Genomic DNA, 24,005 nt, shown 5'->3' on the forward strand with positions numbered 1-24,005 from the left:
CGCGAATTGTAACCAGAGGCCGGGCTGCTGACAAATCCACTTACCGGACCAATCAGCCAACGGGCTGCCGTGCTTCCAACTGCTCCTTTGGCAGGAGGGCTACCACCAGAGTCGCCACTGCCAGTATCAGCGCTGCCGCAGTAAACGCCTCGGTAGCGCCCTGGCCTTGTTGCCATAACAGGCCGGCGGCAAAGTTTCCCAGGGCGCCGCCAAGCCCGCCGGCCAGACTCACATACAAGGCCTGTCCGCGACTCTGGAACCGTCGGCCGAAGAATCGGTGAATAAACTGGATGGCCGCCGCATGGGTCAGACCAAAACTGGCCGCATGAATACACTGGCTGAGGATCAGGATGCCGGGATAAAATGCCAGATAGGCCAGAAGCAACCAACGTATCAGGGTCAGAACCAGGCTGAACAGCAGGATATGCTTGATGCCAAATCGTTGAATAAGACGCCCGGCCTTGAGAAAGATCAGAATTTCGGCCACCACCCCAAGGGACAGTAACAAACCGGTCTGCAGCCCCGAATATCCCAGGTCTTTCATATACAGGGTGAAGAAGCTGTTGTAGGGGCCAAAGCCAACCTGTAACAGACACATGGCCAGGATAAACCCCAAGAATACCGGCGTCACAATACGACGCCAGATGGTGCCGGTGTGGGGAGTGTCATCTGGCAGGCTTTGCGGTTCCGACAGGCGCAGGCTGACCAACAGCAGGCCTATCAGCACCGCAGCACAGATCAGTATCAGTACCTCAGTCCCAAACCAATCAATTAACCGGCCTGCAAGGATGGTCAGCAGGATAAAGCCCAGGCTGCCCCACAGGCGTATCTGGCTGTAGCGGTGGGAGTCACCGGCCACCGAATTGAGGGTAATGACTTCCATCTGCGGCATGATGGCGGTCCAGAACATCAGCACCAGGCCAAAACACAGGGTCAGGCTCCAGAAAGTGTCGGCGATAAAAATCAGCACAAAGCTCAATGTCGCCAGCAGGCAGCCCAATTGCAGGATACGCAGGCATTTTCCGGTACGATCGGCCAGGTTGGCCCACAGGTTGGGACCCAGAATGCGGGTCAGGGTAATCAGGGCCAGCAACTGGCCGATTTCAACCGAGTTCAGGCCCCGCCCATCCAGAAACATGGCCAGATAGGGGATCAGCACACCAAGCTGACCAAAGTACAGCAGATAGGCCAGCCCCAGCCACATCAGATGGCCTGAGGGCAACATGGTGTTACTCAGACAGATTGCCCGGCAAGACAGGCGTAGACGACATCACTCCGGCGTTCTGTCCCCGGTGGCGCAGATAGTGATCCATCAGCACCAGAGCCAGCATGGCTTCGGCAATAGGCACGGCCCGGATACCGACACAAGGATCATGACGGCCTTTGGTCACCACTTCGGCTGCCTGTCCGTGCACATCCACGCTGGCGCCGGGTACGCTGATACTGGAGGTGGGTTTGAGGGCCAGATGCACCACCACATCCTGTCCTGAAGAAATGCCTCCGAGCACGCCACCTGCACGATTGCTGGCAAAGCCCCGGGGCGTCATGGCATCCCGGTGCTCGCTGCCTTTTTGTCCGACCACAGCAAAACCATCGCCTATCTCCACACCTTTAACGGCGTTGATACCCATCATGGCATGAGCGATATCCGCGTCCAGGCGGTCGAAGACCGGCTCTCCCAGCCCCACCGGCACATGGCGGGCCACTACCGAGACTTTGGCCCCGATAGAGTCCCCGGACTTTTTCAGTTCCCGCATGTATTGATCCAAGGCCTCCAGTTTGTCCCCGTCGGCGCAAAAAAAAGCGTTAGTATTGGTCAGGGACAAATCCTTTGGTTCCAATTCAATGGGGCCGAGTTGGGAAAGGTAGCCGGTAATCTCAATACCCAGGCTGTCACGCAGGTACTTCTTGGCAATCGCACCGCCGGCTACACGGATGGCAGTCTCCCGGGCGCTGGAGCGCCCCCCACCGCGATAGTCGCGCAGGCCATACTTCTGCTGATAAGTGTAATCCGCATGACCTGGACGGAAGATGTCCTTGATATCGGAATAGTCTTTGGAGCGCTGGTCGGTATTTTCAATGAGGACACCAATGGAGGTGCCCGTGGTCCTGCCTTCAAATACGCCTGAGAGGATCTTCACTTCGTCTGCTTCACGCCGGGCGGTGGTGTAGCGTGAGGTGCCGGGTTTACGCCTGTCCAGATCCACTTGCAAATCGGCTTCACAGAGCGCCAGTCCTGGCGGGCAGCCATCGATTACGCCGCCTATAGCGGTGCCGTGGCTTTCGCCAAATGTCGTCAGGGTAAAGAGTTTACCGAAAGTATTTCCCGCCACTTAGTTCGTTTCCTGTGCTTGTTGTTGATACAAGTATTCCACCAGTTGACGGCGGCTGATGGCAAATACGCCAAGGCCCCCGCGCTCAAAATCTATCCAACTGAGGGGCAGGGTGGGATAACGAGCCTGCATATGTACCATGGAATTACCCACTTCCACAAACAGCCAGCCTTTTTCGCTCAGATGGTCCGGCGCATCCCTCAGCAAGCGGTGCACCAAATCCAGTCCGTCATGGCCGGCCGCCAGTCCCAGTTCAGGCTCATGATGAAATTCTTCAGGCAGGTCGGCCATGTCTTCTTCGTCCACATAGGGTGGATTGGCAATAATCAGGTCATAACGCTGACCTTTGAGCGCCCCATAGCCATCAGACAGAATAGGAAAAACCTGCTCATTCAGGCCATGCTCCTGGATATTGATCTCTGCCACCTGCAATGCCTCGGCACTGATATCCACGGCATCCACCTGGGCGTCGGGCCAGGCGTAGGCACAGGCAATGGCAATACAGGCACTGCCGGTACACATGTCGAGGATGTTCTCAGGTTCGAAACCCAGCCAGGGTTCGAAGCGACTGTTAATCAACTCGGCAAAAGGTGAACGGGGCACCAGTACCCGTTCATCCACATAGAAGGGCAATCCGCAAAACCAGGCCTGATGGGTAAGATAAGCCAGAGGAACCCGGTCCTTTACCCGCCTTGTTACCAGCTCCAGCACCTGTTGTTTCTCAGTGCTGGTCAAACGCGCGGCAAACAAAGGCATGGGATCCTGATGAGGCAGGTGCAGTACATGTAACACCAGACTGACCGCTTCATCCCAGGCATTGTCGGTACCATGGCCAAAATACAACTCCGCTTCGTTGAAGCGGCTGGCCGTCCATCGAAGCCAGTCCAGCAGGGTATGCAGCTCACCTGTGGCATCAAGCCATTGGGCATCGTCAGTCATCGGGTTCATAACCTGTTATCTCATGCAGTCATTATCGTTTCGAATTGGTATTATGCCCTTATTCTTCAAGCAAATGCAGAGCAAATGACAAAGAAGCCGCAGCCCGACGAGCAGGATCTGGCCTTGTTTCGCCAAGCCATCAGGGATGTCAAGCCAATGCGTCAGGATACGCTGCCTGAGCACGCCAGCCCTGAGGATGGTCCGCTTTGGTACAGGCGGCTTGAAGCCAGCGACAACATACATTCTGCTTCAGTGGGCAACAAGCAGAAATCCGCAGTAGATAGACAAAAGCGGTCTAAGCCAGAGCATAGGCTGGACAGGCAGGCCGCGGCCAGTTTCCAGTTTTCTGATGGCTTCGAAGCTTGGTTTGACCCCAGCCAGCCGCTTAAGTATGTGCAACCCGGTAGTGACAGCCATGAACTCAAGCGACTACGCCGGGGAGACTATCCCCCGGATCTGATACTGGATTTGCACGGCCTCAGACGGGAAGACGCCAAGATGGAGATCGCCGCGCTGCTTCACGCCGCCCGCAAGCAGCATTGCGCCTGTGTCTGTATCGTCCATGGCCTGGGAGAGCATGTCCTCAAACGCAGCGTACCGAACTGGCTTATTCAACACCCTGACGTGCTGGCATTTCACCAGGCACCGCTGGAATGGGGCGGCAGGGGCGCCCTGTTGGTATTGCTGCGTATCCAATGAGATCCCGGATACAATTGTCCAACGCTGACAAATGAACTTTCAGCCATGCCAAAGCGTACTAAACTCAAAGCAACGATAATTGCTTACCGAGTCCGCAGTCAGAAGTCGTGATCCAATCATGATCCGGGCTGCCAGCAGTAAGCCGCAGTAACAGGCCTTTTCTGGTGTACAAGACCGCCGTGGCAGCCGGTGACAGATCACGTATCGCTTCATTGCAGTTCCTGCTCCGCTTTATGCTGCTGGCCTCCAGCTACCTGGCTTTTGGCTATTTAGGCATTCAATTGGCCACGCTCTCCTATGGCATCAGCCTGATCTGGCCACCCATCGGCATTGCCATCGCACTGCTGTTGCGCTGGGATCTGCGACTGTGGCCCGCCATCATCGCCGGTGGTATCCCTCTTGAGATGCTCGCTTCAAACAGGGATTGGCTGTTTGGCCTGCAGATTTCGCTCAGTTCCGCTATTCCCATTTACCTGTGTTGCAGCCTGCTCAGGCAGTTCAGCTTCGATGCACGACTGGAACATCAAAAAGATCTGATACTTTTTGGCCTGATTGCCATTCTTGGCTGTCCGGCTTTGCTGGCCTTTATGGGTGTGGCACTGCTCACCTGGCATGACGTTATCATGGTCACAGATTTCTTCACCGCCTGGTGGAATTGGTTGCTGGGAGACATCACAGGTGTGCTGATTTTTGGTATTGCCCTGCTGACATTCGATCTCAACCGCCTGGCCATCCTGTTCAAGCCGGGCATGCTGCTGGTGTTCGGGCTGATGTTGTTACTCGGCATGGAACTCTTTGTCTGGCAAGCCACCCCTTTCGTACTGGCTCTGTCCCTGTTGCCGGTCCTGGGCCTTATCTGGATAGCCATGCGCACCAACCTGGCGGTGACGTCCTGGGTCGTGCTGCTGTTTTCCTGTGTGGCGGGATACGGAGCTCTCAATCAGGCTGGCATCTTTGCCGGCCTGCCCGACCCGCCGTTGGGCACCTGGCTATATATTACCAGCCTGGGCATGGCCTCCCTGATCGTGGCGGTTACGTCCATGGAGAACCGCCTGGAGGCCGAACAGATGCGTTACGCTATCGGTGCCACCAATCTGGGCACCTGGGACTGGCGAATGGACGAGGACCGTATTGAGGTCAACGACAACTGGTTCAGGATGTTAGGTCAGCCTCCACGAAGCGGAGAGATTCGCTTTGTGGATTTTGCTGAGCTCCTGCATCCTCAGGACCGGGATCCTACCCAAAAGGCCATCGGACAATACCTGAAGGGGCAAACCGACCAATACCGTTTGCGGTTGCGCATGCGCCACGCCAACGGCACTTGGCGTGACATACAGTCTACCGGTGCTGTCACCGAGCGGGATTTTCGTGGCAGCCCCCTGCGCATGTGCGGCACCCATATGGATATTACCGAGCAGTTGCAGACCCGCCTGGAACTGGACAAGACTTACAACTTCCTGAACCGGATTTCTGAGCAGATACCCGGCGCCATTTATCAGTTCAGGATGGATGCGCAAGGTCATGCCAGCTTTCCCTTCGCCAATGGGGCCATTGAAAAGCTGCTTGGCGTAACGGTTGAGAAACTCAGGGAAACTGCGCAGCCCTGCTTTGCCAATATCCATCCCGATGATCTGCCTGGCTTTTTGGAGTCCATCGAAGAATCCAGGCAAAACCTCAGCCTCTGGCGTGCCGAGTTCAGGGTGAACTCCCCCAGGATCGGCTGGCGGGAGGCTTATTCGCGCCCACAACGACTGGAGGACGGCAGTACCCTGTGGCATGGCTATATTACCGATATCAGCGAACGCAAGGACATGGAGATCCGTATTCAGAATCTGGCTTTGACCGATGAACTGACCGGCATTGAAAACCGACGCGCTTTTCTCAATCAGCTTGAACAGGAGTGGAACAGATGCAAACGGCATGGCGGCCCGCCCTCATTTGTCATTATCGCCGATATCGATCACTTCAAGCGGGTCAATGACAGCCACGGCCATGACGTGGGCGACAAGATGCTTTGCCATTTCACCGCACTGATTCAGCAGAGTATTCGCCGTAACGACAGTTTTGGCCGGCTGGGGGGTGAGGAATTCGGCATACTGGTCACCGACAGCAGCCTGGAGGACATTCAGGCCCTGGCTGAAAAACTCCGGGCCACAGTGGCAGCCAGTCCCCTGCGCATCCAGGATGGACTCGAGCTAAGCCTCACTGCCAGTTTTGGCATTGCCCGTTTAAAGGAAGACAGTGCGGCATTCGATGATGCACTGCTCAGGGCCGACCGGGCATTGTATGCAGCCAAGCACAGCGGTCGTAACAGGGTATGTATGGAAAATAGCCACGGGGATCCGCCGTCGGCAAGGGCCTGAATGACGGCGTTTAACTGGTCAGCCAGCGCCACAACCAGTGGGTGTCCAGATCTTCCTGGCAGCTTTTGAGTTGTTTGGCATACCTGTAGGATCTGTCTTTGACCTTGGCGGCGACCGTCTTCAGCCAGGCCTTTCGGTTATAGGTCTTGCGTTTGTAGCCGCCCCAACCCTCATGATAGTTCAGGTACTGGGCATAGGCGTCCCACTTGGAAACACCATTGATCTTATGGGTCTTGCTGATAAACCACCCCATAAAATCCATGGCGTCGTCAAAATCCTCCCGCGAAGCCCAGCCGTTGCCGGTTTCACGCACATAGTCCTGCCAGGTGGGGGTTTTGGCCTGGGAATAGCCATAGGCCGAACTGACCCGCCCCCAGGGGATCAGGCCAAAAAAGACATAATCACGGGGGGGGAGTGCATCGTGGCGGAAAGAGCTTTCCTGATACATCATGGCCATGGGCACATGGATGGGCACCCCCCACTTGCTGTTCATATCGCTGGCCGCGTCATACCAGTCCCGTTTTTCGTAAAAGATCTCACACAGGTTGCTGGTATCCTTCGGAGGACTGGTTGCACATCCGCTCAGAGATACTGCCAGCAGCGCACAATAAAAATAATGAAAATTTTTCTTCAACACACTGAACTATTCTCTCTGGTGCCACTCATACAGACTGTGTGTTTGAGTGTGTCCCTTGTAATTATTTTTCGCCTGGCTCCTGCCAGGCGTTTTTTTATCTGCACAACCTTCGCTTATCAGGCACAGGTCCTGGCCTGCAAAGCAAAATAGTCCTGCAGGAACGCATCGAATGAGAGGCTGTCCGATGCCTCCTCTTCTGCCTGGCGTTGCCAGGACTGTTCCACCATCCTAAGTAGTTCTTCCTTGCTATGGAAACTGTATTCATGCAACAGCAATCGCTGCTTGTACTGCTGGGCCATTTCCAATGCATACTGACCGGTATTCTGGCCGCTGCTTTGCAGATGGTCCAGAATCCGGGCGGAAGGTGTCAGAGCCGGTTCCAGCACCTTCTCAAGTTCAGTGGTCACTGAAGCCGAATAATGATCACAGCCCATTGCCTCATCCATCACTCTGGCAACCTGACCTATATCGGCAAACAACTGTTGTGCCCAGGCCTGCAATGACAAGCTCTGGCCGGACTTGCTCAGCATCAGGCCGGGGCGGCGTCCCTCGGTCACGACGGCGCGCAGATTCCGGTCCGTCTCGGCAAAGTCTTCCTGAGTCATACTGGCGCTCGGATGAATCGCACAGTAGACCAAGAACGCGTCCAGAAAATAGAACTGATTCAGACAGATGCCCACTTCGCTGAAAGGGTTGACGTCCAGAGCCCGTACCTCTATGTAACTCACTCCCCGTTCGGCCAGGGCGTCAGACGGCTTTTCCAGTCGCCGGGTCGGCTGCTTGGGCCGGATGGGCGAGTAAAGCTCGTTTTCAATCTGCAGGACATTGGCGTTAAGCTGCTGATATTCGCCGTCCTTCTTACCCGCAAAACGGGCAAACTCCCTCGAAGGTGTACGAATGGCCTCGCGCAGAGAACCAAGATACTTGTCCAACTGGTTATAACAGATGTTCAGGCCGGACTGGGCCTTGTTGGTATAGCCTAAATCACTCATGCGCAAGGAGGTAGCGTAAGGCAGGTAGCAGGAACCGCCCGGCAGGGTTTCAAACGGCAGGCTGGTTTCCTTGCCCTGCAGGAACGAACTGCACAGCGCCGGCGAGGCACCATATAAGTAAGGAATTAACCAGCAGAAGCGACGGTAGTTACGGATCAGAGCGAAATAAGCCTCGGAAATGCCGTCCTGATCGGCCTGACGACTCGATACCTCAGGCAGCCAACTTTGCCAGAATGCCCTGGGCAGGGAAAAATTAAAATGCACTCCGGCAATCGCCTGCATCATGCTGCCATAGCGATTTTTCAACCCTGTGCGGTAAAGGGTTTTCATCCTGCCCACATTTGAGGTGCCATACCGGGCCAGGGGAATACTGTCCTCGCTGTCTATATAACAGGGCATACTCACCGGCCACAGGCGCTCGTCGCCCAGGTGTTCAAGCACAAACTTATGGATGTCACGCAGTTGGGCCAGAGCTTGTCTGGGATCGGCATGAGGCTGGGTAATAAATTCCAGCAAGGCTTCAGAGAAATCCGTGGTGATCAGGTCATGACAAAGTGCTGAGCCGAGCGTTCTTGGGTGTGGGGTTTGCGCAATACTGCCATCGGCATTGATGCGCAGCGCCTCCCGCTCAATGCCCCGCAGAATGCCTTTCAGGGTGTCGGCGACCTGCGGTTTGGCCAATATGGCCAGCCGCGCGGCGAAAGTTGAGTCATGTTGCTGCAAAATAGATCCTAGTTTGGCTTCTGAACCCCTTTAGTGGGGAGCATAATGGTAATTTCAAGCAATGCAACCAATGCAGATACGGCCAGACCCTGGCCTTTCCATCCGATCTGATTAATCATTGCGTCCAGGGACCACCATGACCCGCCGGACAACAGATTGATTTCACCCTCTGTATTGTCCGCCTGAGCATGGACCAACAAAATCATGTTCCATTGCCGTACCGGGCTTCTTATAACAGAATACTCCCTGGCTCTGGCAGTGGGAAGTCACTGCCTGCGTCGAAGAGAAGCACTTTTCGGTCGGCTGTCAGTCAAATCAGCCATCGTTTGAAGTCAGGAGTTTAATATGCAAGCCAAGGAATACTTCGACAGTCCATTTGCCATCGAGCAATTGGGCGGCGACGAGCCCCTGCTCTGTCGCCTGCTGGATCGGTTCGTTGAGCAATACGCCACCAGCGCCGGAGAAGTAGCAGAGTTACTGCAGCAGGGTCAATGGCAACAGGCCAGACAACTGGTGCACACGGTGAAAGGCGTGGCTGGTAATCTGGGTATGCGACCCCTTTATCAGACGAGCAATGCATTGGAGCAGTTGCTCAAGCAGAAGTCGCCGGATTCGGCAGCCCAACTGGTTCATTACCGGCAGGACCTGCAACTGACCCTGGAGGCGTTGAATGAATTTCGCCGCCAGCAAGTCGGACAGACTGCCAGTCCCGCAGCATCAATCCAGCAACTGGATAGCGACAAGGCTCGTCAGATGCTGCTGGAGACACTCAGGCGAAACGAATTTATCGCCCCCAATCGGCTGGACGCTCTGCTGGTGGCCCTGCCACTGAGCGCTTCCCGACGGCATGAACTCAGGGAATGCATCAGTGATCTCAACTATTCCGCTGCTCTAGAGCTGCTGCAAGAGACGTGAAATTGACAAACAGACGTACTCCGGATCCCCTTATCTGATGGCCAACTCCTCCGTCATTGACATCCTGTACCAATGTGACAGTTTTGTTCTGGTCAATAAACCCATTGGCCTTGGTATGCATCAGGAAGGTGAGACACCCGGCCTGGTTACCGTACTCAGCCGACAGTTGGGCGATACCCCGCTGTTTCTGGTCCACAGGCTGGACAAGGTGACCTCCGGCCTGTTGTTGCTGGCCAAGGATGCAGACAGTGCTGCCCAGCTCAGTGGACTGTTTGCCAGACGGGAAGTGGAAAAATACTATCTGGCCCTGATCGATCGTAAGCCCGGCAAGAAGCAGGGCGCAATCATAGGTGACATGCAAAAGGCCAGGCGGGGCCAGTGGAAGCTCACCGGCAGTCGCCAGAATCCTGCCGTCAGTCAGTTTTTCAGCCGGAGTACCGGCGACAGACAACGTCTGGTACTGTTGAAGCCTGCCACCGGCAAGACTCACCAGTTAAGAGTGGCATTAAAAAGTCTCGGCAGCCCGATTATCGGCGATACCCTTTATGGGGGGAGCTCAGCGGATCGGACCTATCTGCATGCTTTTGCCCTGCGATTCAGGCATCGACAACAGGATTTTGCCTTCCTTTGCAGACCCAGCCAGGGCCAGCTATATGAGACAACCGGCTGCCAGCACGCGCTACAGTCATTCACTGCCCCCTGGGATCAAGCCTGGCCCGAGCTGAAATCCGGCAGACAAGCTGATGAGTAACAATCCCTATCCTGCCAACCTGGTCACCCATCCCCGGGTTTTCTTTGTGATGCTCCTGGCGCTGACCTGCTTTTGTCTATTGCTATGGGTGCCCATCGAATACCTGTTTATTGATACCAGTCTGGACAAGCACTATCACTTGCTGTTTTTTACCGGTCTGACGTTGCTGTGCAGACTGAGCCTTCGCCTGCACTTTTTTTGGTTGGTAAGTCTTTTGATTCTTTTTGCCGTTCTGACCGAATTGTCACAGTTCTGGATCGCCTACCGGCACAGTAGCTGGGGAGATCTTCAGGCCAACCTGCTGGGTATTGCTCTGGGCTTTATCTTGAGCACAATGACTGCCTGGCGGCAAAAAAGGAAACGAGATTGAAAACGGTGATTCTGGGCCAGGGCGCCATCGGCACCCTGCTGGCAGCCAGGTGCGAACAACTGCACCTGGACTATGCCGTAATGGGGCGTCAGACCCGCTTGCACACTCTGCATTTCCAGCCCCTTACCGGAGCGGGACAGATCTTGAGCTCCCCCTCCATCAGCCCCGCCCAGCTCAGAGGCGACGAGTTATTGCTCCTTCCTCTCAAGGCTTATCAGCTATTGCCTGCCATCCAATCCCTCAAGCCTTTTCTGCACCAACAGCCCTTGCTGCTTTTGCACAATGGAATGGGGGTCCTGGACGAAGTACAGCCGTTGCTCGCCGGACATACTGTGATTCAGGGTATCACCCGTCTGGCGGTGCTCAAAGAGGGAAGCCAGGTCAGGGAGACGGGCCGGGGTGCCACGGATCTGGCCTGGGTGACAGGCTGCAATGCTCAGGCAAAGGACGTCCTCAACACGCTGTTGTCTCCCTGCACCTGGCATGCCGATCTGCTTCCGGCTATGTGGCAGAAGCTGGCCGTCAATGCGGTAATCAATCCTCTGACCGCCCTGTACCAGATTAAGAACGGTGAACTGGCTGCCAAGGCGCACCGCAGCGCTATCCATCAGCTTTGCAAAGAAATCGGCCAGCTGATGCAAACCCTCAAACTACCGGGGGCCGGCAACCTGGAGGCGACGGTCTTACAGGTCATTCAGGCCACAGCCGACAACAACTCCTCCATGTACCAGGATCTTCGCCTTGGCCAGCGTACTGAGATCGACTATATCAATGGTTTTGTCTGTAAGAAAGCCCATGAGTTGGGCTTGCAGGTACCCCACAACGAAGCATTGTGGCGCCAGATCAAGGCGCAGGAGCAAACAACGGGATCCTGAACTTTCGCCCTCTTCCTCCAAGGGCGACCGACAGATACAGGAAAAGCCACCCTGCGGGGCCTGCACCGGCCTAGGGCCGGTACACCCACACGTTCTGGTGCCCCTGTTCATGCAACAACAGGGCTTGCATCTTGCTCATCACGCCCCGGCCACAGAACAGATAATACTGCTGCTGAGGATCCAGATCGGCAAACTGGGTTGAAAGCTTATAAAAGGGCAGATGCTTGACTTCATGGCCGCTGACCTCCAACGGCTGTTCCTCCTCCTCTTCCGGGCCGCGAATATCCAGCACTATGGCCCCAGGAGGCAGTGAATCACTGGAAGCCACTTCCTGTACCTCCTGGTCAGCTTCCTGGGCGATACGGCGGATATCCAGCACATTGGCCGCCCTGACCACTGTCTCGATCAGTCCCTCATCCAGTTTGGCCTCTTCCAGCTCTACCAGAGCCAAATCGGCCTTGACGGTAGGCTTTTTCGAAATTACCCCGCAATACTCCGGCATACTCTTGGCAAAATCTTCCGTGCCTATCTGTCTGGCTTGCTGAATAATGTCCGACTTGTCCCAGCAAATAAGGGGCCGCAGCATCAGCTTGTCGGTGGCCCGATCGATGACCGCCAGATTAGACAGGGTCTGACTGGACACCTGGCCCATGGCCTCTCCCGTGACCAGGGTGGAAATGGCCAGGTTGTCCGCCACGATACTGGCAGCTTTGAGCATCAGACGTTTAAGCACCACCCCCATCAGGCCGTTGTCGACCCGCTCCAGTATCTGCGCCACTACCGGCTCGAAATCCACTCCAACAAACTTGACCCGGTGCGAAACCCCGAATTGCCTCCACAGGTAACAGGCCACCTGTTTGACCCCAATTTCATGCTGACGGCCGCCCAGGTTGAAAAAGCAATAGTGGGTGCGGGCGCCACGGCGGATCATCTGGTAGCTGGCCACCCCGGAATCGAAACCGCCGGAGATTAGTGACAACACATCCTCCTGGGTTGGCAAGGGCATGCCGCCCAGGCAACGAAAGCGTGCATCAATGATCAACAGGTGTTCCTTGTCCACTTCCAACTCGACCACCACCTCCGGCTGGCTGAGGTCCACGCCACCGGTCTGGCAGTGCTGGTTCAGGCCGCCACCCACATAACGGGCAACATCCATTGAAGTGAAATCATGCTTGCCGCGCCGGCGGACCCTGACCGCAAAGCGCTTCCCGGCTAACTTGTCTCCCCAGACCGCACGAACCTGCTGATAGATATCATCCAGATCCTGGTACTCTGATTCCCGGACCCGCAGGCACTGTTCGATACCGGGTATACGTCTTAGCTGGTCCACCACCAGGGCGTCGTCCTCGGGCGTTTCGGTGCGGGCCTGCAGGACCAGTTTGTCCCAACGGTTCCAGACGGATACCTTGAATTCATAGGCCTTGAAGATATTGCGCACATTGGATTCCAACATCCGGGTAAAACGACGTCGGACCGAGTCGCTCTTGATGGCAATTTCGGGGTGCAGTTTGAGGATATATTTCATGGGCAGCTTAGACTGGCCTGCAGGGAAAAAAGTGCGCGGGATTATAGCAGACCGGGGAGGCCCTGGGGAGCCGCAGGGCGATCGTCCGTTATTGCTGGGCTTCGGGCTCGACGATGGAAATGGGTTCTGACTGCATGGGCTCACCCTGATTAATGGCAATTTCCACACGACGGTTGCGGCTGCGACCTTCTGCTGTGGTGTTGGGGGCCAGGGGCGCATTGTCGGCCTTGCCCACCACCGACATGCGGGATTCGTCGAAGCCCTCTGCTCCGCGCATGGCCTCCGCTACGGCCACCGCCCGCTGGGCAGAAAGATCCCAGTTTGAGCGATAGAGTTCATTGGAAACCTGCTGATTGTCGCTGTGGCCGGACACTTCAATTTTACCCGGGATATCCGCCAGCAGGCTGCCGACCTTACGCAGGACTGGAACGAACTGGGGCTGCAGGAAGGCGGAGCCCGCAGAGAATGAACCGTTTTCACGGATCCGAATGGTGATCTGTTGGCCCAATGACTCCATTTCAATGGCGCCATCGAGGATCTGCTTCTCCAGTTGCTGGGCGATCTTTTTCACCAGATCATTGGTCTGCTGTTGCTGGGCGGCGGCCTGTGCAGCACTGGCGGCCGTTTCCTGCGCTGTCTGTTGCGACTTGCCGCCCCGCTGGTTACCCCGCTGTTTCTGCCTTCCGCCGGCCGAATCTTCCTCACCGGCCTGGAATTCCAGCATCTGCTGGGTCATCTCTATGGTCTGCTGCTGGATATTCTCGATAGGAGTGGGATCGGGCCGGCCAGGACGGAATTCCATGGCAATCACACTGGTGCCCTTGGGAATATCCTTGACTTCAATCTTGTTCTGCACACCGAAGGCAAACTTCATGGAGCCGGCAATCTGTTTGAACTTGAGGACATCCATCTCAGAAAAGGCCAGCAACAAGACAAAGAAACACATGAGCAACGACATCAGATCGGCAAATGTCGCCATCCAGGCCGGCAGGCCTGAGGGGCACTTTGGACATTGCTGCTCGTCTGACATTGGTTGCTTACTCCTCGGTCTCGCCGGTGGCGCGTTTGTTGGCGGCCAGGTAATTCTTCAGCAGGCCCTCAATTACTCTGGGGTTCTGGCCGTCGGCAATGCCCAGTATGCCGTCGAGCACCAGGGATTGGTTGAGTTTCTCCTGCCCCGCCCGGTTGACCAGTTTCTGCTGAATGGGCAGAGCCACCACGTTGGCAAAAAAAGCACCGTACAAAGTGGTCAGCAAAGCCACTGCCATGGCAGGCCCAATGGCCTTGGGGTCGTCCATGTTCGACAGCATGGCTACCAGGCCAATCAGGGTACCGATCATCCCCATGGCAGGCGCCACATCGCCCAGTGCCTTGAATATTGAAGCGCCAAATTCATGTCGCTCACTGGTCATATTGATGTCTTTGGCCAGGGTGGCGCGCACCACGTCCACATCATGACCGTCCACCAGCATGTCGACCCCTTTTTGCATAAAGGGATTGCCAATCTCTGCCTCCTCGAGGGCCAGGAATCCCCCTTTCCGGGCGGCATCTGCCATTTCCACTATTTTCTGAATCAACTCCTCAGGCTGTTCAATCTTGAACATAAACGCCTTGGCGGCTATTTTCCCTGCCCCGAAAAACTGGCCCAGGGTATAGGAGGACATGACCACGAATAAGGAACCGCCAAATACAATCAGAATCGACGGCACGTTGACAAACATCATGATATCGCCGCCAAGCACCATGGACATGACAATAAAGCCGATGGCCCCCAGCATGCCGATCAGGGTTGCTAAATCCACACTCTCCTCCCCAAAACCCCGGTCTTCACCGGGTCCAACACTGACAGTTTGATTCCTGTGGCAAACGCGCGATAGACCTGCCTGAGCGGCTCAGGTTCAACCGGATCGCCAGACAGACTGACAAGAATCTGATCATTTTTCACATCATACTTGGGCATTAAGCTTATCGCAGCCGTTTTTATTGTTTAAGTGACTGAGTTATTTCACCAATTTATCGACGATTACAGCGCTTTCTGAAGTGGCTTTTTGTCATCCGGCGAAAGTGTTTGACCCCTTACAGGGCCTCAGGTAAGGTGCAAAACCTGTTTCCAAGCCCATCACGGGCGCAGCAAAACGGCTCCCTGAAGCACATTCTATGACTAGTCGAAAGAAAACCGAAAACCTCTCCTTTGAAGAGTCGCTGGCCGAACTCGAAGCCATTGTCGAACAGATGGAAAAAGGGGATCTGCCGCTGGAACTGGCCCTGGAAAAGTTCGAGCGCGGCATTCAACTGACCAAGCAAAGTCAGCACAAACTCAGTCAGGCCGAACAAAAGGTCCGCATCCTGCTTCAACAGCAGGGCCAGGCGGAGCTGATCCCGTTCGACGAAGACAAAGAGTAAGCCATGGCCGAGCAATGGCCAACCCAGTTGGCTGAATATCAGAACAGAATCAACCGATTGTTGAGCGAACAGGTACAGTCTCTGGCTGATCTGGCGCCGAGGCTTAAATCCGCCATGGAATATGCCCTGCTCATCGGCGGCAAGCGGGCCAGGCCCGGTTTGTTGTATGCCACCGGTGAGATGCTGAATGTCCCGCTGAAGGATCTGGATGCCAGCGCCATGGCCCTTGAATGCATTCATGCCTATTCGCTGGTCCATGACGACCTGCCCTGCATGGATGATGACGATTTACGCCGCGGGCAGCCCACCTGCCATAGAGCTTTCGATGAAGCCACCGCCGTGCTCGCCGGCGACGCCCTGCAAACCCTGGCTTTTGAATTGCTGGCCAGTTATCCCATGGCGCCGAAGCTGGAAAATCGCCGGATTGCCTTGGTCAGATTGCTGAGCCGGGCATCGGGCTATGGGGGGATGTGCGGAGGCCAGGCCATGGATCTGGCCGCCACCAATCAGGCGGTCAGTCTGGAACAACTGGAAAGATTACATACACACAAGACAGGGGCGCTGCTGAAAGCCGCTCTGCAGATGGCCTGTTGTTTATCGGCTGCCACAGAAGCAGAAAAGATACAGCTGGACAGCTATGCCAACGCTATCGGTCTTGCCTTCCAGGTCCATGACGACATACTGGATGTGACCAGTGACACCCAGACCCTGGGAAAACGCCAGGGCTCGGACCAATTGCTGCATAAAAGCACCTATCCCGCCCTGCTCGGGCTCGAACAGGCCAGGGCGCTGACGGACAAGCTTTATCATCAGGCACTTCAAGCCCTTGAGCCTTTACCCTACAATACCGGCTTTCTGCGATCATTTGCCGGTTACATCATTAATCGCAACCATTAACTATTATAAAGACCCATGAGCCTGGATTTAGCACACTACCCCACATTGGCCCTGGCCGACACACCCGAGCAGCTCCGCGAGTTGTCTCAGGACAAATTACGCCAGCTTGCCAAGGAACTGCGCCAGTATTTGCTCACCAGTGTCAGTCAGAGCAGCGGACATTTCGCCTCAGGACTTGGCACCGTAGAACTGACGGTGGCTCTGCATTATGTCTATCAAACCCCTTTCGATCGCCTGATCTGGGATGTGGGCCATCAGGCTTATCCCCATAAAATCCTGACCGGTCGACGGGCCAGCATGCCCAGTATTCGGCAGAAAGGCGGCCTGCACCCCTTTCCCTGGCCGCCGGAGAGCGATTACGATACCTTTGCCGTGGGTCATTCATCGACGTCCATCAGTGCCGCTCTGGGGATGGCGGTTGCCGCCGAACAGGAAGGCAAGGGCCGCAAGGTAGTGGCCGTCATCGGCGATGGTGCCATGACCGCCGGGATGGCCTTCGAAGCCATGAATCATGCAGGCGATATCAAGAAAGATCTACTGGTGGTACTGAACGACAACGAAATGTCCATCTCGGAAAATGTCGGCGCCCTGAACAGTCACCTGGCCAGGTTACTGACCGGCCGTTTCTTCAACTCCATCCGGGATGGCGGCAAGAAGCTGCTGTCCAATGTCCCGCCCATCAAGGAATTTGCCAGCCGCGCCGAAGAGCATATCAAAGGCATGGTGGTACCCGGCACCATCTTCGAGGAGCTGGGGTTTAACTATATCGGCCCTATCGACGGCCACGATGTGAACGCCGTGGTGGATACCCTGCGCAATATGCGCAAGTTGTCAGGTCCGCATATCCTCCATGTGGTGACCAGGAAAGGGAAAGGCTACGAGCTGGCGGAAAAAGACCCCATAAACTACCATGCGGTGCCAAAATTCAATCCCAAAGACAGCTGTCTGCCCAAGTCTAAGGCCAGCGGGCCGACTTTTTCCAAAGTATTTGGCGACTGGTTGTGCGATATGGCCGCCCAGGACCCCAGACTGATGGCGGTGACGCCGGCCATGCGCGAAGGCTCGGGCATGGTACGGTTCTCACAGGAATACCCCGCACAGTATTTCGATGTGGCAATTGCCGAACAGCATGCTGTGACCTTTGCCGCCGGCCTGGCCAAGGATGGCATGAATGCCGTGGTGGCCATCTACTCGACCTTCCTGCAGCGGGCCTATGACCAGTTAATTCACGATGTGGCCCTGCAAAACCTGCCGGTGCTGTTTGCCATCGACCGGGCCGGCATAGTGGGGGCCGATGGTCCCACTCACCAGGGCGCCTTTGATATACCCTTTCTGCGCTGTATTCCCAACCTGGTGATTATGGCCCCCAGTGATGAAAATCAATGCCGGCAGATGCTGTTCACCGGCCACAAGCTCAATCAGCCGGCAGCGGTGCGCTATCCGCGGGGTCAGGGCTGTGGTGCAGAGATCCAGAAAGAAATGCAGGAACTGCCACTGGGCAAGGGTAAGGTCGTGAGAGAGGGCGCTCATATTGCCATCCTGAATTTCGGCACCCTGCTGGGTGAAGCCCTACAGGCTGCAGAACAGATCAATGCGACTGTCGTCGATATGCGCTTTGTCAAACCCCTGGATGAAGGCCTGCTCAAAGAGCTGGCCTGCAGCCACGAGCTGCTGGTCAGCCTGGAAGATGGCGCCATCATGGGGGGAGCCGGTAGTGCGGTAGGCGAATCCCTGCATCAACAGCAACTGAACAACCGGCTGCTCAAACTGGGACTGCCGGATCAGTTTATTATGCAGGGAACCCAGGCCGAGATGTACGCAGAATTGAAGATAGATGCGGCCGGTATCCGCCAACAAATCAGCGCCTTTAACGAGCGCATAAAATGAGAAAGGGGCTGCATGGCCCCTTCTCGTCTTTAAAAGTCAGGTCAGCCAGCCCATCTCCAGCAGAAGGTGCATCCCCACGCAGGCCAGTATGCCTGCCAGTATATCGTCAGCCATAATTCCCACCCCGCCATGCACATGTTTGTCGAGGTAACTGATAGGCCAGGGTTTGAGGATATCGAGCAGGCGAAACAGTACAAAGCCAACCAGCAGGGTTGACCAGTTCAGGGGCACGGCAAACATGGTCAGCAGCATCCCAGCCACTTCGTCCCAGACGATGGCGGCGTGATCATGCACTCCCATGTCCCTTGCTGCATGACCGCAAATCCAGGCACCGGCCAGACAGGCAATCAGGGTCAGACAAAGATAGAACCAAAGACCTGGTTGGATGAGCAACCAGACAAGGGGCAGCGCTGCCAGGGTGCCAAAAGTGCCGGGGGCCTTGGGCGCCAGACCCGAACCAAAGCCAAGTGCCAGAAAGTGAACCGGGTTTTTCAGGCTCAGCAGCTCAACCGGATCGGCCGAGGACTCAACTGAAGTGCTGATAACCCTGTCCCTCAAACTCATACCTGTCCTTGCCATGGCGCAGCTCCAGCTTACCTTGCACGCCGTTTATCTGGCCAATACAGGTGGCCGACACGCTGGCACTGGTCAGGGCCAGATCCAGATTGCCTTTCTGTTCTTCAGAGACGGTGAATAACAGCTCATAGTCATCCCCGGCTGTCAGGGCATAGCGGATTGCTTGCTCTGCCCCGACGGAATCGCGCATGGCTTCAGACAGGGGCAGCTTGTCGACTGCCAGTTGGGCACCACAGCCCGAGGAGGTGAGGATATGGCCGAGATCTGAAATCAAGCCGTCGGAGATATCGATACAACTGGTGGCGATACGACGCAGGATGGTTCCTACCAACACCCGGGGCGTCGGATAATTCAGGCGGTTGCCAAGAAAATTGCGATGTTTGGGGGCAACGTCTGCCCTACCCTGATGCATATCCAGGCCCAGTCCGGCGTCGCCGAGGGTCCCGGTCACATATAACCAGTCACCTGGCCTGGCCCTGGATCGGGTCAGGGCCTGATCCCTGGGTACGAACCCCTGGGCAGTAATGGTTACGGCCAGGGGACCTTTAACGGTATCGCCGCCGATCAACTGAACAGAGTAATAGTCGGTCAGTTCCTGCAAGCCCAGGGAAAACTCATCCAGCCAGTTCTCATCCACATCAGAGATACACAGAGACAGGCTCAGCCAGGCGGGTTCGGCTCCCATGGCCGCCAAATCACTGAGGTTGACCGCCACGGCTTTGTGGGCCACCGCCCGGGCCGGGGTGTTTTCAGGGAAGTGCACGCCGGACACCAGAGTATCAGTGGTGACCACCAGGGACTGGCCCTGGGGGACGTTCACCACCGCACAGTCATCGCCTATGCCGATTTGCACATCCCGGCGCTGATGACTTCTGACACGGAAAAACTTGTCGATCAGTTCGAATTCTTTCACAACAGGTCAGGATTGTTCATTTTTACGCAGGGTACGTACCGCTTTATCCAGTACCCCGTTGACAAACTTATGGCTCTCTTCGGCGCCAAAGGACTTGGCCAGTTCAATGGCCTCGTTGATAACGACCTTATAAGGCACATCGACGCGATCCAGAAGCTCATAGGTCGCCAGGCGCAGGATGGCTTTTTCCACCGGGTCCAGTTCTTCCGGCAATCGTCCCAGATAAGGGCGGATGCTGCTGTCCAGTCTGGCACTGTCTTTGACCACCGAACGCAGCAGTTCCTGGAAGAAACTCATGTCGACCTTACTCATATCACTGCTGGTAGCCAGGTGCAGCTCTATCTGTTCGACCGGGTTCTTGCTCATCTGCCAGGAGTAAACCCCCTGCAGGGCCAGTTCGCGAGCCTTACGGCGGGAAGCGGGTTTCACTGTGTCAGACCCCTTCAAGCTGATCAATCACGTTGACCATTTCCAGTGCGCCCATGGCTGCTTCAGCCCCTTTGTTTCCGGCCTTGGTGCCCGAGCGTTCGATGGCCTGCTCGATATTGTCGGTAGTGATGACGCCAAATGCCACAGGGATGCCAAATTCAAGGGAGACCTGAGCCAGTCCCTTGTTGCACTCACCGGCAACAAAATCGAAATGGGGTGTACCACCGCGAATGACCGCGCCCAAGGCGATGATGGCATCGAAGTGCTTTTTCTCAGCCAGTTTCTTGGCCACCACTGGTAGCTCATAAGCGCCTGGTACCCGCACCAGGGTGATATCCTGATCGTTGACCTCGCCTATCCGCTCCAGTGTGTCCAGCGCCCCGTCAACCAGGCTCTCGACCACAAAGCTGTTAAACCTGGAGACCACAATGGCAAATTTCTTACCCGTGGCGCGCAGGTTGCCTTCAATGATATTCATGCACAATTCCTACAGTCAAAACGGCGCGTATGATACCACAGCCGTTGTACAGGTGAATGGCTTAATAAGATGACGAGTAACATGTGGCAACAGGGGAACAGTAAGTTCCCGTTACCTGTTACTCGCCACGTTGTTACTTGTTACTTACTGGTTACTTGTCACCCGTCCTTTGTTAGGACACATATTCCACCACTTCCAGGCCGAAGCCTGACAGGGCGTGATACTTCTTGGGTTTGCTCAGCAGGCGCATCTTCCTGACGCCCAGGGTGGCCAGGATCTGACATCCCACCCCCACAGTGCGGGAGGTCCCCTGCCAACTGGCACCCGGTGGCTGCTGTCCCTTGTCTTCCGCCTCGAACTGGCGGACTTTGGCAATCAAATCTTCATTGGACTCTTCCTTACCCAGGATCAGCAGCACCCCGCCTTCGGCGGCGACTCTCTGCATGGCTTCATGCAACCCCATACTGCGCTCCAGTGAACGCTGGGAAGTGAGCAGATCACCGAAAGTATCATGCAGATGCACCCGTACCAGGGTAGGTGTATCTGCCTGCACTTCGCCTTTTCGTAAGGCAAAGTGTAGCTGGTTGTCTATCTGATCCTTGAAGGTAATGAGATCAAATTCACCGAACTCAGTGGGCAGCCGGCACTCGGCCACTTTCTCTATGGTCGTCTCATTGAGGTTACGGTATTCGATCAGATCGGCAATGGTGCCGATCTTGAGATTGTGCCGCGTGGCAAAGGCTTCCAACTCGGGGCGACGCGCCATGGATCCATCTTCATTGAGAATTTCCACTATCACCGCCGCCGGCTCTGCACCGGCCAGCCTGGCAAGATCGACGCCAGCCTCGGTATGGCCAGCGCGATTCAGCACTCCACCTTCCTTGGCGATCAGTGGAAAAATATGGCCGGGCTGAACGATATCCGCCGCTCTGGCATCCTTGTCCACTGCTGCCAAGATGGTTCTGGCACGGTCCGCCGCCGAAATGCCGGTGGTCACGCCGCTTGCCGCTTCGATGGAGACGGTAAAATTGGTGGAAAACTGCGCGCCATTGTTGTTGACCATCAAAGGCAGGTTCAGACGACGGCAGCGCTCTGCCGTCATGGGCAGACAAACCAGTCCTCTGGCATGGGTGACCATAAAATTAATTGCCTGTGGCGTCACATGTTCGGCGGCCATAATCAGGTCGCCCTCGTTTTCCCTGTCTTCGTCATCCATCAGGATAACCATCTTGCCCTGACGAATGTCTTCGATGATTTCCCGGGTACTGTTTAGTGGCATAGGGTTGTTCTATCCGTTTTCGTTTGTCGTTCGGCCAGGACTTGCCCGGCCAGGATTATTATTTTTATGCTGATTAAAGTGGGCTATTTCAGATAGCCCTGTCTGGCCAGAAAATCCATATCGATGTTGCTTTTCTGACCGGAGGCGGCTGCCTTATCGCCCAGCAACAGACGCTCCAGGTAACGGGCGACCAGATCCACCTCCAGATTAACCTGTGAGCCGCTTTGATACAGGCCGATATTGGTTTCCTTGAGGGTATGAGGCACCAGGGTCAGTTTGAACCGGGCCCCGTCTATGGCATTGACCGTCAGACTGACCCCATCTACCGTGATGGAGCCTTTCTCGGCAATGTATCTGGCCAGTTCATCCGGCGCCCTGAGCCAAATTTCCACTGCCCGGGCACTGCTTTGAACTGAAAGGACTTCGCCAATCCCGTCCACATGACCGCTGACAATATGTCCGCCGAAGCGGGTGGAGGCCAGCATGGCCTTCTCAAGATTGACCTTATGACCGCTCCGGTATCCTGCAAAACCAGAGCGACGTAAGGTTTCGGCAGAAAGGTCAGCCACAAAGTGAGACGAAGAAAATTCCACCACAGTCAGACAGACACCATTGGTGGCGATACTGTCGCCAAGTGCCACATCGCCCATATCCAACTTGCCGGTGCCCACAGTCAGACGCATATCGCCGCCGGTAGGTTGCATGGACCGGATCTCGCCCACTGCCTGAATGATTCCTGTAAACACTGTTGCCTCTCTCGTTTAAGCAGTCGAACCGCTATTCAATAACATACCCGGGCAGTCAGGCGAAGATCCTCTCCGACCATGCGGATATCCTGCCAATCAAGTCCGATGGCCTCATCCATATGACTGAGACTGGGCATCAGCGCCAGGCCCTTGGCTTTATCACCCATCAGTTTAGGAGCCTGATACAGGACAAGTTTGTCCACCAGTTTCTGCTGCAGTAGAGCCCCGGCCAGGGCGGCGCCAGACTCCACCCACAGATTATTGACGCCCAGACTGCCGAGAAAATCCATCAGGGCTGCCAGGTTTACGCGACTTCCCTGATCTGTGCAATGCCATTGTCTGACCTGCCGGGCAAAGAGATGGGGGCTGACCCGCTTATTGGCAAGCAGGATTTCCCCTGGAAGGGAAAATAAACGGTAATCAGGATTAAGCTGATTCCTGCTGTCCACTATCACCCGCATGGGCTGGCGCACGGTCAGCCCGTCGAGGCCCAGTTGTTGCTCACTGAGCCTCACATTGAGGGCCGGATCATCCAGCATCACAGTGCCTGACCCGGTCAGAATGGCACAACTGGCAGCCCGGTGCCGTTGCACGTCCAGTCTGGCTTTTTCACCTGTGATCCAACGGCTGTGGCCGTTTTCCATGGCCGTTTTACCGTCGAGACTGGCAGCCAGTTTCAGGGTAACCAAGGGCCGCCCCTGGGTCATGCGCCGGATAAAGCCCGGATTAATGGCCTGGGCCTGCTCGCACATCAGCCCGGATGAAACCTCGATACCGGCCTCTGTCAGCATGGTAAGGCCACGGCCGGCCACCAGCGGATTGGGATCGGCCATGGCCGCCACCACCCGCTTTACACCGGCTTGAATCAATGCCTGGGCACAGGGGGGGGTGCGCCCAAAGTGGCTGCACGGCTCCAGGGTCACATAGGCTACCGCACCCCGGGCTTTGTCGCCGGCCTGGCGCAGCGCAATGATCTCTGCGTGGGGCCCCCCGGCCTGTTGATGCCAGCCTTCCGCGATAAGATGGCCTGCTGAATCCGTCAGCACACAGCCGACGTTGGGATTGGGGCTGGTGGTAAAGCGCCCGTTCCGGGCCAGTTGCAGGGCCCTGGCCATCCATCGATAATCGGTCTGGCTGAAGTTGGTCATATAGAGCACCCAATGATTAGATTATAAACATCAGCGGACGCTGAAATTTTTCCAGGCAATCCAGGTCTTTTCACGGGTTTAGTGGGGCTAAATCCTGAAAAGCCTGAGGCAGTCTGGGGAAATTTCA

General features: G+C 55.9%; 24 protein-coding genes. 9 read left to right on the forward strand and 15 right to left on the reverse strand.

Features of this window, described 5'->3' with window-relative positions; translation table 11 throughout:
• Positions 1-52 precede the first annotated feature (52 nt).
• Genes J0A66_RS19595 through prmB form a run of 3 tightly spaced genes read right to left on the reverse strand, consistent with a single transcriptional unit; the run spans position 53 to position 3,272 of the window.
• Entirely contained in the window at positions 53-1,225 is a 1,173-nt protein-coding gene (locus J0A66_RS19595) for an MFS transporter (RefSeq protein WP_206575555.1), read from the reverse strand.
• 4 nt (positions 1,226-1,229) lie between these two features.
• Complete coding sequence (gene aroC / locus J0A66_RS19600) at positions 1,230-2,333, reverse strand: chorismate synthase (RefSeq protein ID WP_206575556.1); 1,104 nt, start codon at positions 2,331-2,333, stop codon at positions 1,230-1,232.
• Positions 2,334-3,272, reverse strand: coding sequence for a 50S ribosomal protein L3 N(5)-glutamine methyltransferase (gene prmB, locus J0A66_RS19605; protein WP_206575589.1), 939 nt, complete (start codon positions 3,270-3,272; stop codon positions 2,334-2,336).
• Positions 3,273-3,356: 84 nt separating this feature from the next.
• Here prmB and smrB point away from each other — a divergent pair, with 84 nt between their 5' ends.
• Both smrB and J0A66_RS19615 read left to right on the forward strand, forming a co-directional pair.
• The gene (smrB, locus tag J0A66_RS19610) at positions 3,357-3,971 is read left to right on the forward strand and encodes an endonuclease SmrB (RefSeq protein WP_206575557.1); all 615 of its coding nucleotides are present in this window, start codon (positions 3,357-3,359) and stop codon (positions 3,969-3,971) included.
• A gap of 164 nt (positions 3,972-4,135) precedes the next feature.
• The gene (locus tag J0A66_RS19615) at positions 4,136-6,334 is read left to right on the forward strand and encodes a diguanylate cyclase (RefSeq protein WP_206575558.1); all 2,199 of its coding nucleotides are present in this window, start codon (positions 4,136-4,138) and stop codon (positions 6,332-6,334) included.
• A gap of 10 nt (positions 6,335-6,344) precedes the next feature.
• On the opposite strand, the gene J0A66_RS19620 is transcribed toward J0A66_RS19615, so the two are convergent.
• Positions 6,345-6,971, reverse strand: a complete 627-nt coding sequence (locus J0A66_RS19620; protein WP_206575559.1) for a transglycosylase SLT domain-containing protein — start codon at positions 6,969-6,971, stop codon at positions 6,345-6,347.
• A gap of 116 nt (positions 6,972-7,087) precedes the next feature.
• Positions 7,088-8,686 (reverse strand): glutamate--cysteine ligase, encoded by a 1,599-nt coding sequence (gshA, locus tag J0A66_RS19625; RefSeq protein WP_206575560.1) that lies wholly within the window; start codon positions 8,684-8,686, stop codon positions 7,088-7,090.
• Positions 8,687-9,031: 345 nt separating this feature from the next.
• On the opposite strand from gshA, the gene J0A66_RS19630 reads away from it, so the two are divergent.
• Genes J0A66_RS19630 through J0A66_RS19645 form a run of 4 tightly spaced genes read left to right on the forward strand, consistent with a single transcriptional unit; the run spans position 9,032 to position 11,597 of the window.
• Complete coding sequence (locus J0A66_RS19630) at positions 9,032-9,601, forward strand: Hpt domain-containing protein (protein WP_206575561.1); 570 nt, start codon at positions 9,032-9,034, stop codon at positions 9,599-9,601.
• 37 nt (positions 9,602-9,638) lie between these two features.
• Positions 9,639-10,352, forward strand: coding sequence for a TIGR01621 family pseudouridine synthase (locus tag J0A66_RS19635; protein ID WP_206575562.1), 714 nt, complete (start codon positions 9,639-9,641; stop codon positions 10,350-10,352).
• Entirely contained in the window at positions 10,345-10,722 is a 378-nt protein-coding gene (locus J0A66_RS19640) for a VanZ family protein (protein WP_206575563.1), read from the forward strand. The genes J0A66_RS19635 and J0A66_RS19640 overlap by 8 nt, the downstream gene beginning before the upstream one ends.
• Positions 10,723-10,727: 5 nt before the next feature.
• Entirely contained in the window at positions 10,728-11,597 is an 870-nt protein-coding gene (locus J0A66_RS19645; protein WP_338143926.1) for a ketopantoate reductase family protein, read from the forward strand.
• 70 nt (positions 11,598-11,667) lie between these two features.
• Here J0A66_RS19645 and thiI read toward each other — a convergent pair whose 3' ends face one another.
• The 3 genes from thiI to pomA all read right to left on the reverse strand — a co-directional run bounded on the left by thiI (position 11,668) and on the right by pomA (position 14,924).
• Positions 11,668-13,122 carry a tRNA uracil 4-sulfurtransferase ThiI gene (gene thiI, locus J0A66_RS19650; protein WP_206575565.1) on the reverse strand — a complete coding sequence of 485 codons (1,455 nt, stop codon included), beginning with the start codon at positions 13,120-13,122 and terminating at the stop codon, positions 11,668-11,670.
• A gap of 88 nt (positions 13,123-13,210) precedes the next feature.
• On the reverse strand, positions 13,211-14,152 hold the full coding sequence (locus J0A66_RS19655) for a flagellar motor protein MotB (RefSeq protein WP_206575566.1): 942 nt from the start codon (positions 14,150-14,152) through the stop codon (positions 13,211-13,213).
• 7 nt (positions 14,153-14,159) lie between these two features.
• Positions 14,160-14,924 carry a flagellar motor protein PomA gene (gene pomA / locus J0A66_RS19660; protein ID WP_206575567.1) on the reverse strand — a complete coding sequence of 255 codons (765 nt, stop codon included), beginning with the start codon at positions 14,922-14,924 and terminating at the stop codon, positions 14,160-14,162.
• Positions 14,925-15,279: 355 nt separating this feature from the next.
• Here pomA and xseB point away from each other — a divergent pair, with 355 nt between their 5' ends.
• The 3 genes from xseB to dxs are packed head-to-tail and all read left to right on the forward strand — an operon-like array spanning position 15,280 to position 18,309.
• A complete protein-coding gene (gene xseB, locus J0A66_RS19665; RefSeq protein ID WP_206575568.1) occupies positions 15,280-15,525 on the forward strand; it encodes an exodeoxyribonuclease VII small subunit in 246 nt (81 codons plus the stop codon).
• A gap of 3 nt (positions 15,526-15,528) precedes the next feature.
• Positions 15,529-16,422, forward strand: a complete 894-nt coding sequence (gene ispA / locus J0A66_RS19670; protein WP_206575569.1) for a (2E,6E)-farnesyl diphosphate synthase — start codon at positions 15,529-15,531, stop codon at positions 16,420-16,422.
• 15 nt (positions 16,423-16,437) lie between these two features.
• Complete coding sequence (gene dxs / locus J0A66_RS19675; RefSeq protein WP_206575570.1) at positions 16,438-18,309, forward strand: 1-deoxy-D-xylulose-5-phosphate synthase; 1,872 nt, start codon at positions 16,438-16,440, stop codon at positions 18,307-18,309.
• 36 nt (positions 18,310-18,345) lie between these two features.
• On the opposite strand, the gene J0A66_RS19680 is transcribed toward dxs, so the two are convergent.
• The 7 genes from J0A66_RS19680 to ribD all read right to left on the reverse strand — a co-directional run bounded on the left by J0A66_RS19680 (position 18,346) and on the right by ribD (position 23,878).
• Complete coding sequence (locus J0A66_RS19680; protein WP_206575571.1) at positions 18,346-18,873, reverse strand: phosphatidylglycerophosphatase A family protein; 528 nt, start codon at positions 18,871-18,873, stop codon at positions 18,346-18,348.
• Complete coding sequence (thiL, locus tag J0A66_RS19685) at positions 18,836-19,798, reverse strand: thiamine-phosphate kinase (protein ID WP_206575572.1); 963 nt, start codon at positions 19,796-19,798, stop codon at positions 18,836-18,838. Before thiL ends, J0A66_RS19680 begins: the two co-directional genes overlap by 38 nt.
• A gap of 6 nt (positions 19,799-19,804) precedes the next feature.
• Positions 19,805-20,227 carry a transcription antitermination factor NusB gene (nusB, locus tag J0A66_RS19690; protein WP_206575573.1) on the reverse strand — a complete coding sequence of 141 codons (423 nt, stop codon included), beginning with the start codon at positions 20,225-20,227 and terminating at the stop codon, positions 19,805-19,807.
• 4 nt (positions 20,228-20,231) lie between these two features.
• Entirely contained in the window at positions 20,232-20,705 is a 474-nt protein-coding gene (gene ribH, locus J0A66_RS19695) for a 6,7-dimethyl-8-ribityllumazine synthase (protein ID WP_206575574.1), read from the reverse strand.
• Between the two features lie 172 nt (positions 20,706-20,877).
• On the reverse strand, positions 20,878-21,984 hold the full coding sequence (ribBA, locus tag J0A66_RS19700; protein ID WP_206575575.1) for a bifunctional 3,4-dihydroxy-2-butanone-4-phosphate synthase/GTP cyclohydrolase II: 1,107 nt from the start codon (positions 21,982-21,984) through the stop codon (positions 20,878-20,880).
• An 83-nt stretch (positions 21,985-22,067) separates the two neighbouring features.
• Positions 22,068-22,730: a riboflavin synthase gene (locus J0A66_RS19705; protein WP_206575576.1), complete on the reverse strand. Its 663-nt coding sequence runs from the start codon at positions 22,728-22,730 to the stop codon at positions 22,068-22,070.
• 35 nt (positions 22,731-22,765) lie between these two features.
• On the reverse strand, positions 22,766-23,878 hold the full coding sequence (ribD, locus tag J0A66_RS19710) for a bifunctional diaminohydroxyphosphoribosylaminopyrimidine deaminase/5-amino-6-(5-phosphoribosylamino)uracil reductase RibD (RefSeq protein ID WP_206575577.1): 1,113 nt from the start codon (positions 23,876-23,878) through the stop codon (positions 22,766-22,768).
• Positions 23,879-24,005 lie beyond the last annotated feature (127 nt).

Source organism: Bowmanella dokdonensis (genome assembly GCF_017254865.1).
GTDB lineage: Bacteria > Pseudomonadota > Gammaproteobacteria > Enterobacterales > Alteromonadaceae > Bowmanella > Bowmanella dokdonensis.

What these genes read in the sequence shown, in the direction of transcription:
- ribD (WP_206575577.1), bottom strand. Translation starts at nt 23,878, where the DNA reads ATGACCAACTTCAGCCAGACCGATTATCGATGGATGGCCAGGGCCCTG.
- thiI (WP_206575565.1), bottom strand. Translation starts at nt 13,122, where the DNA reads ATGAAATATATCCTCAAACTGCACCCCGAAATTGCCATCAAGAGCGAC.
- ribBA (WP_206575575.1), bottom strand. Translation starts at nt 21,984, where the DNA reads ATGCCACTAAACAGTACCCGGGAAATCATCGAAGACATTCGTCAGGGC.
- xseB (WP_206575568.1), top strand. Translation starts at nt 15,280, where the DNA reads ATGACTAGTCGAAAGAAAACCGAAAACCTCTCCTTTGAAGAGTCGCTG.
- ispA (WP_206575569.1), top strand. Translation starts at nt 15,529, where the DNA reads ATGGCCGAGCAATGGCCAACCCAGTTGGCTGAATATCAGAACAGAATC.
- ribH (WP_206575574.1), bottom strand. Translation starts at nt 20,705, where the DNA reads ATGAATATCATTGAAGGCAACCTGCGCGCCACGGGTAAGAAATTTGCC.
- dxs (WP_206575570.1), top strand. Translation starts at nt 16,438, where the DNA reads ATGAGCCTGGATTTAGCACACTACCCCACATTGGCCCTGGCCGACACA.
- J0A66_RS19630 (WP_206575561.1), top strand. Translation starts at nt 9,032, where the DNA reads ATGCAAGCCAAGGAATACTTCGACAGTCCATTTGCCATCGAGCAATTG.
- prmB (WP_206575589.1), bottom strand. Translation starts at nt 3,272, where the DNA reads ATGACTGACGATGCCCAATGGCTTGATGCCACAGGTGAGCTGCATACC.
- J0A66_RS19655 (WP_206575566.1), bottom strand. Translation starts at nt 14,152, where the DNA reads ATGTCAGACGAGCAGCAATGTCCAAAGTGCCCCTCAGGCCTGCCGGCC.
- J0A66_RS19595 (WP_206575555.1), bottom strand. Translation starts at nt 1,225, where the DNA reads ATGTTGCCCTCAGGCCATCTGATGTGGCTGGGGCTGGCCTATCTGCTG.
- J0A66_RS19640 (WP_206575563.1), top strand. Translation starts at nt 10,345, where the DNA reads ATGAGTAACAATCCCTATCCTGCCAACCTGGTCACCCATCCCCGGGTT.
- J0A66_RS19635 (WP_206575562.1), top strand. Translation starts at nt 9,639, where the DNA reads ATGGCCAACTCCTCCGTCATTGACATCCTGTACCAATGTGACAGTTTT.
- J0A66_RS19680 (WP_206575571.1), bottom strand. Translation starts at nt 18,873, where the DNA reads ATGAGTTTGAGGGACAGGGTTATCAGCACTTCAGTTGAGTCCTCGGCC.
- smrB (WP_206575557.1), top strand. Translation starts at nt 3,357, where the DNA reads ATGACAAAGAAGCCGCAGCCCGACGAGCAGGATCTGGCCTTGTTTCGC.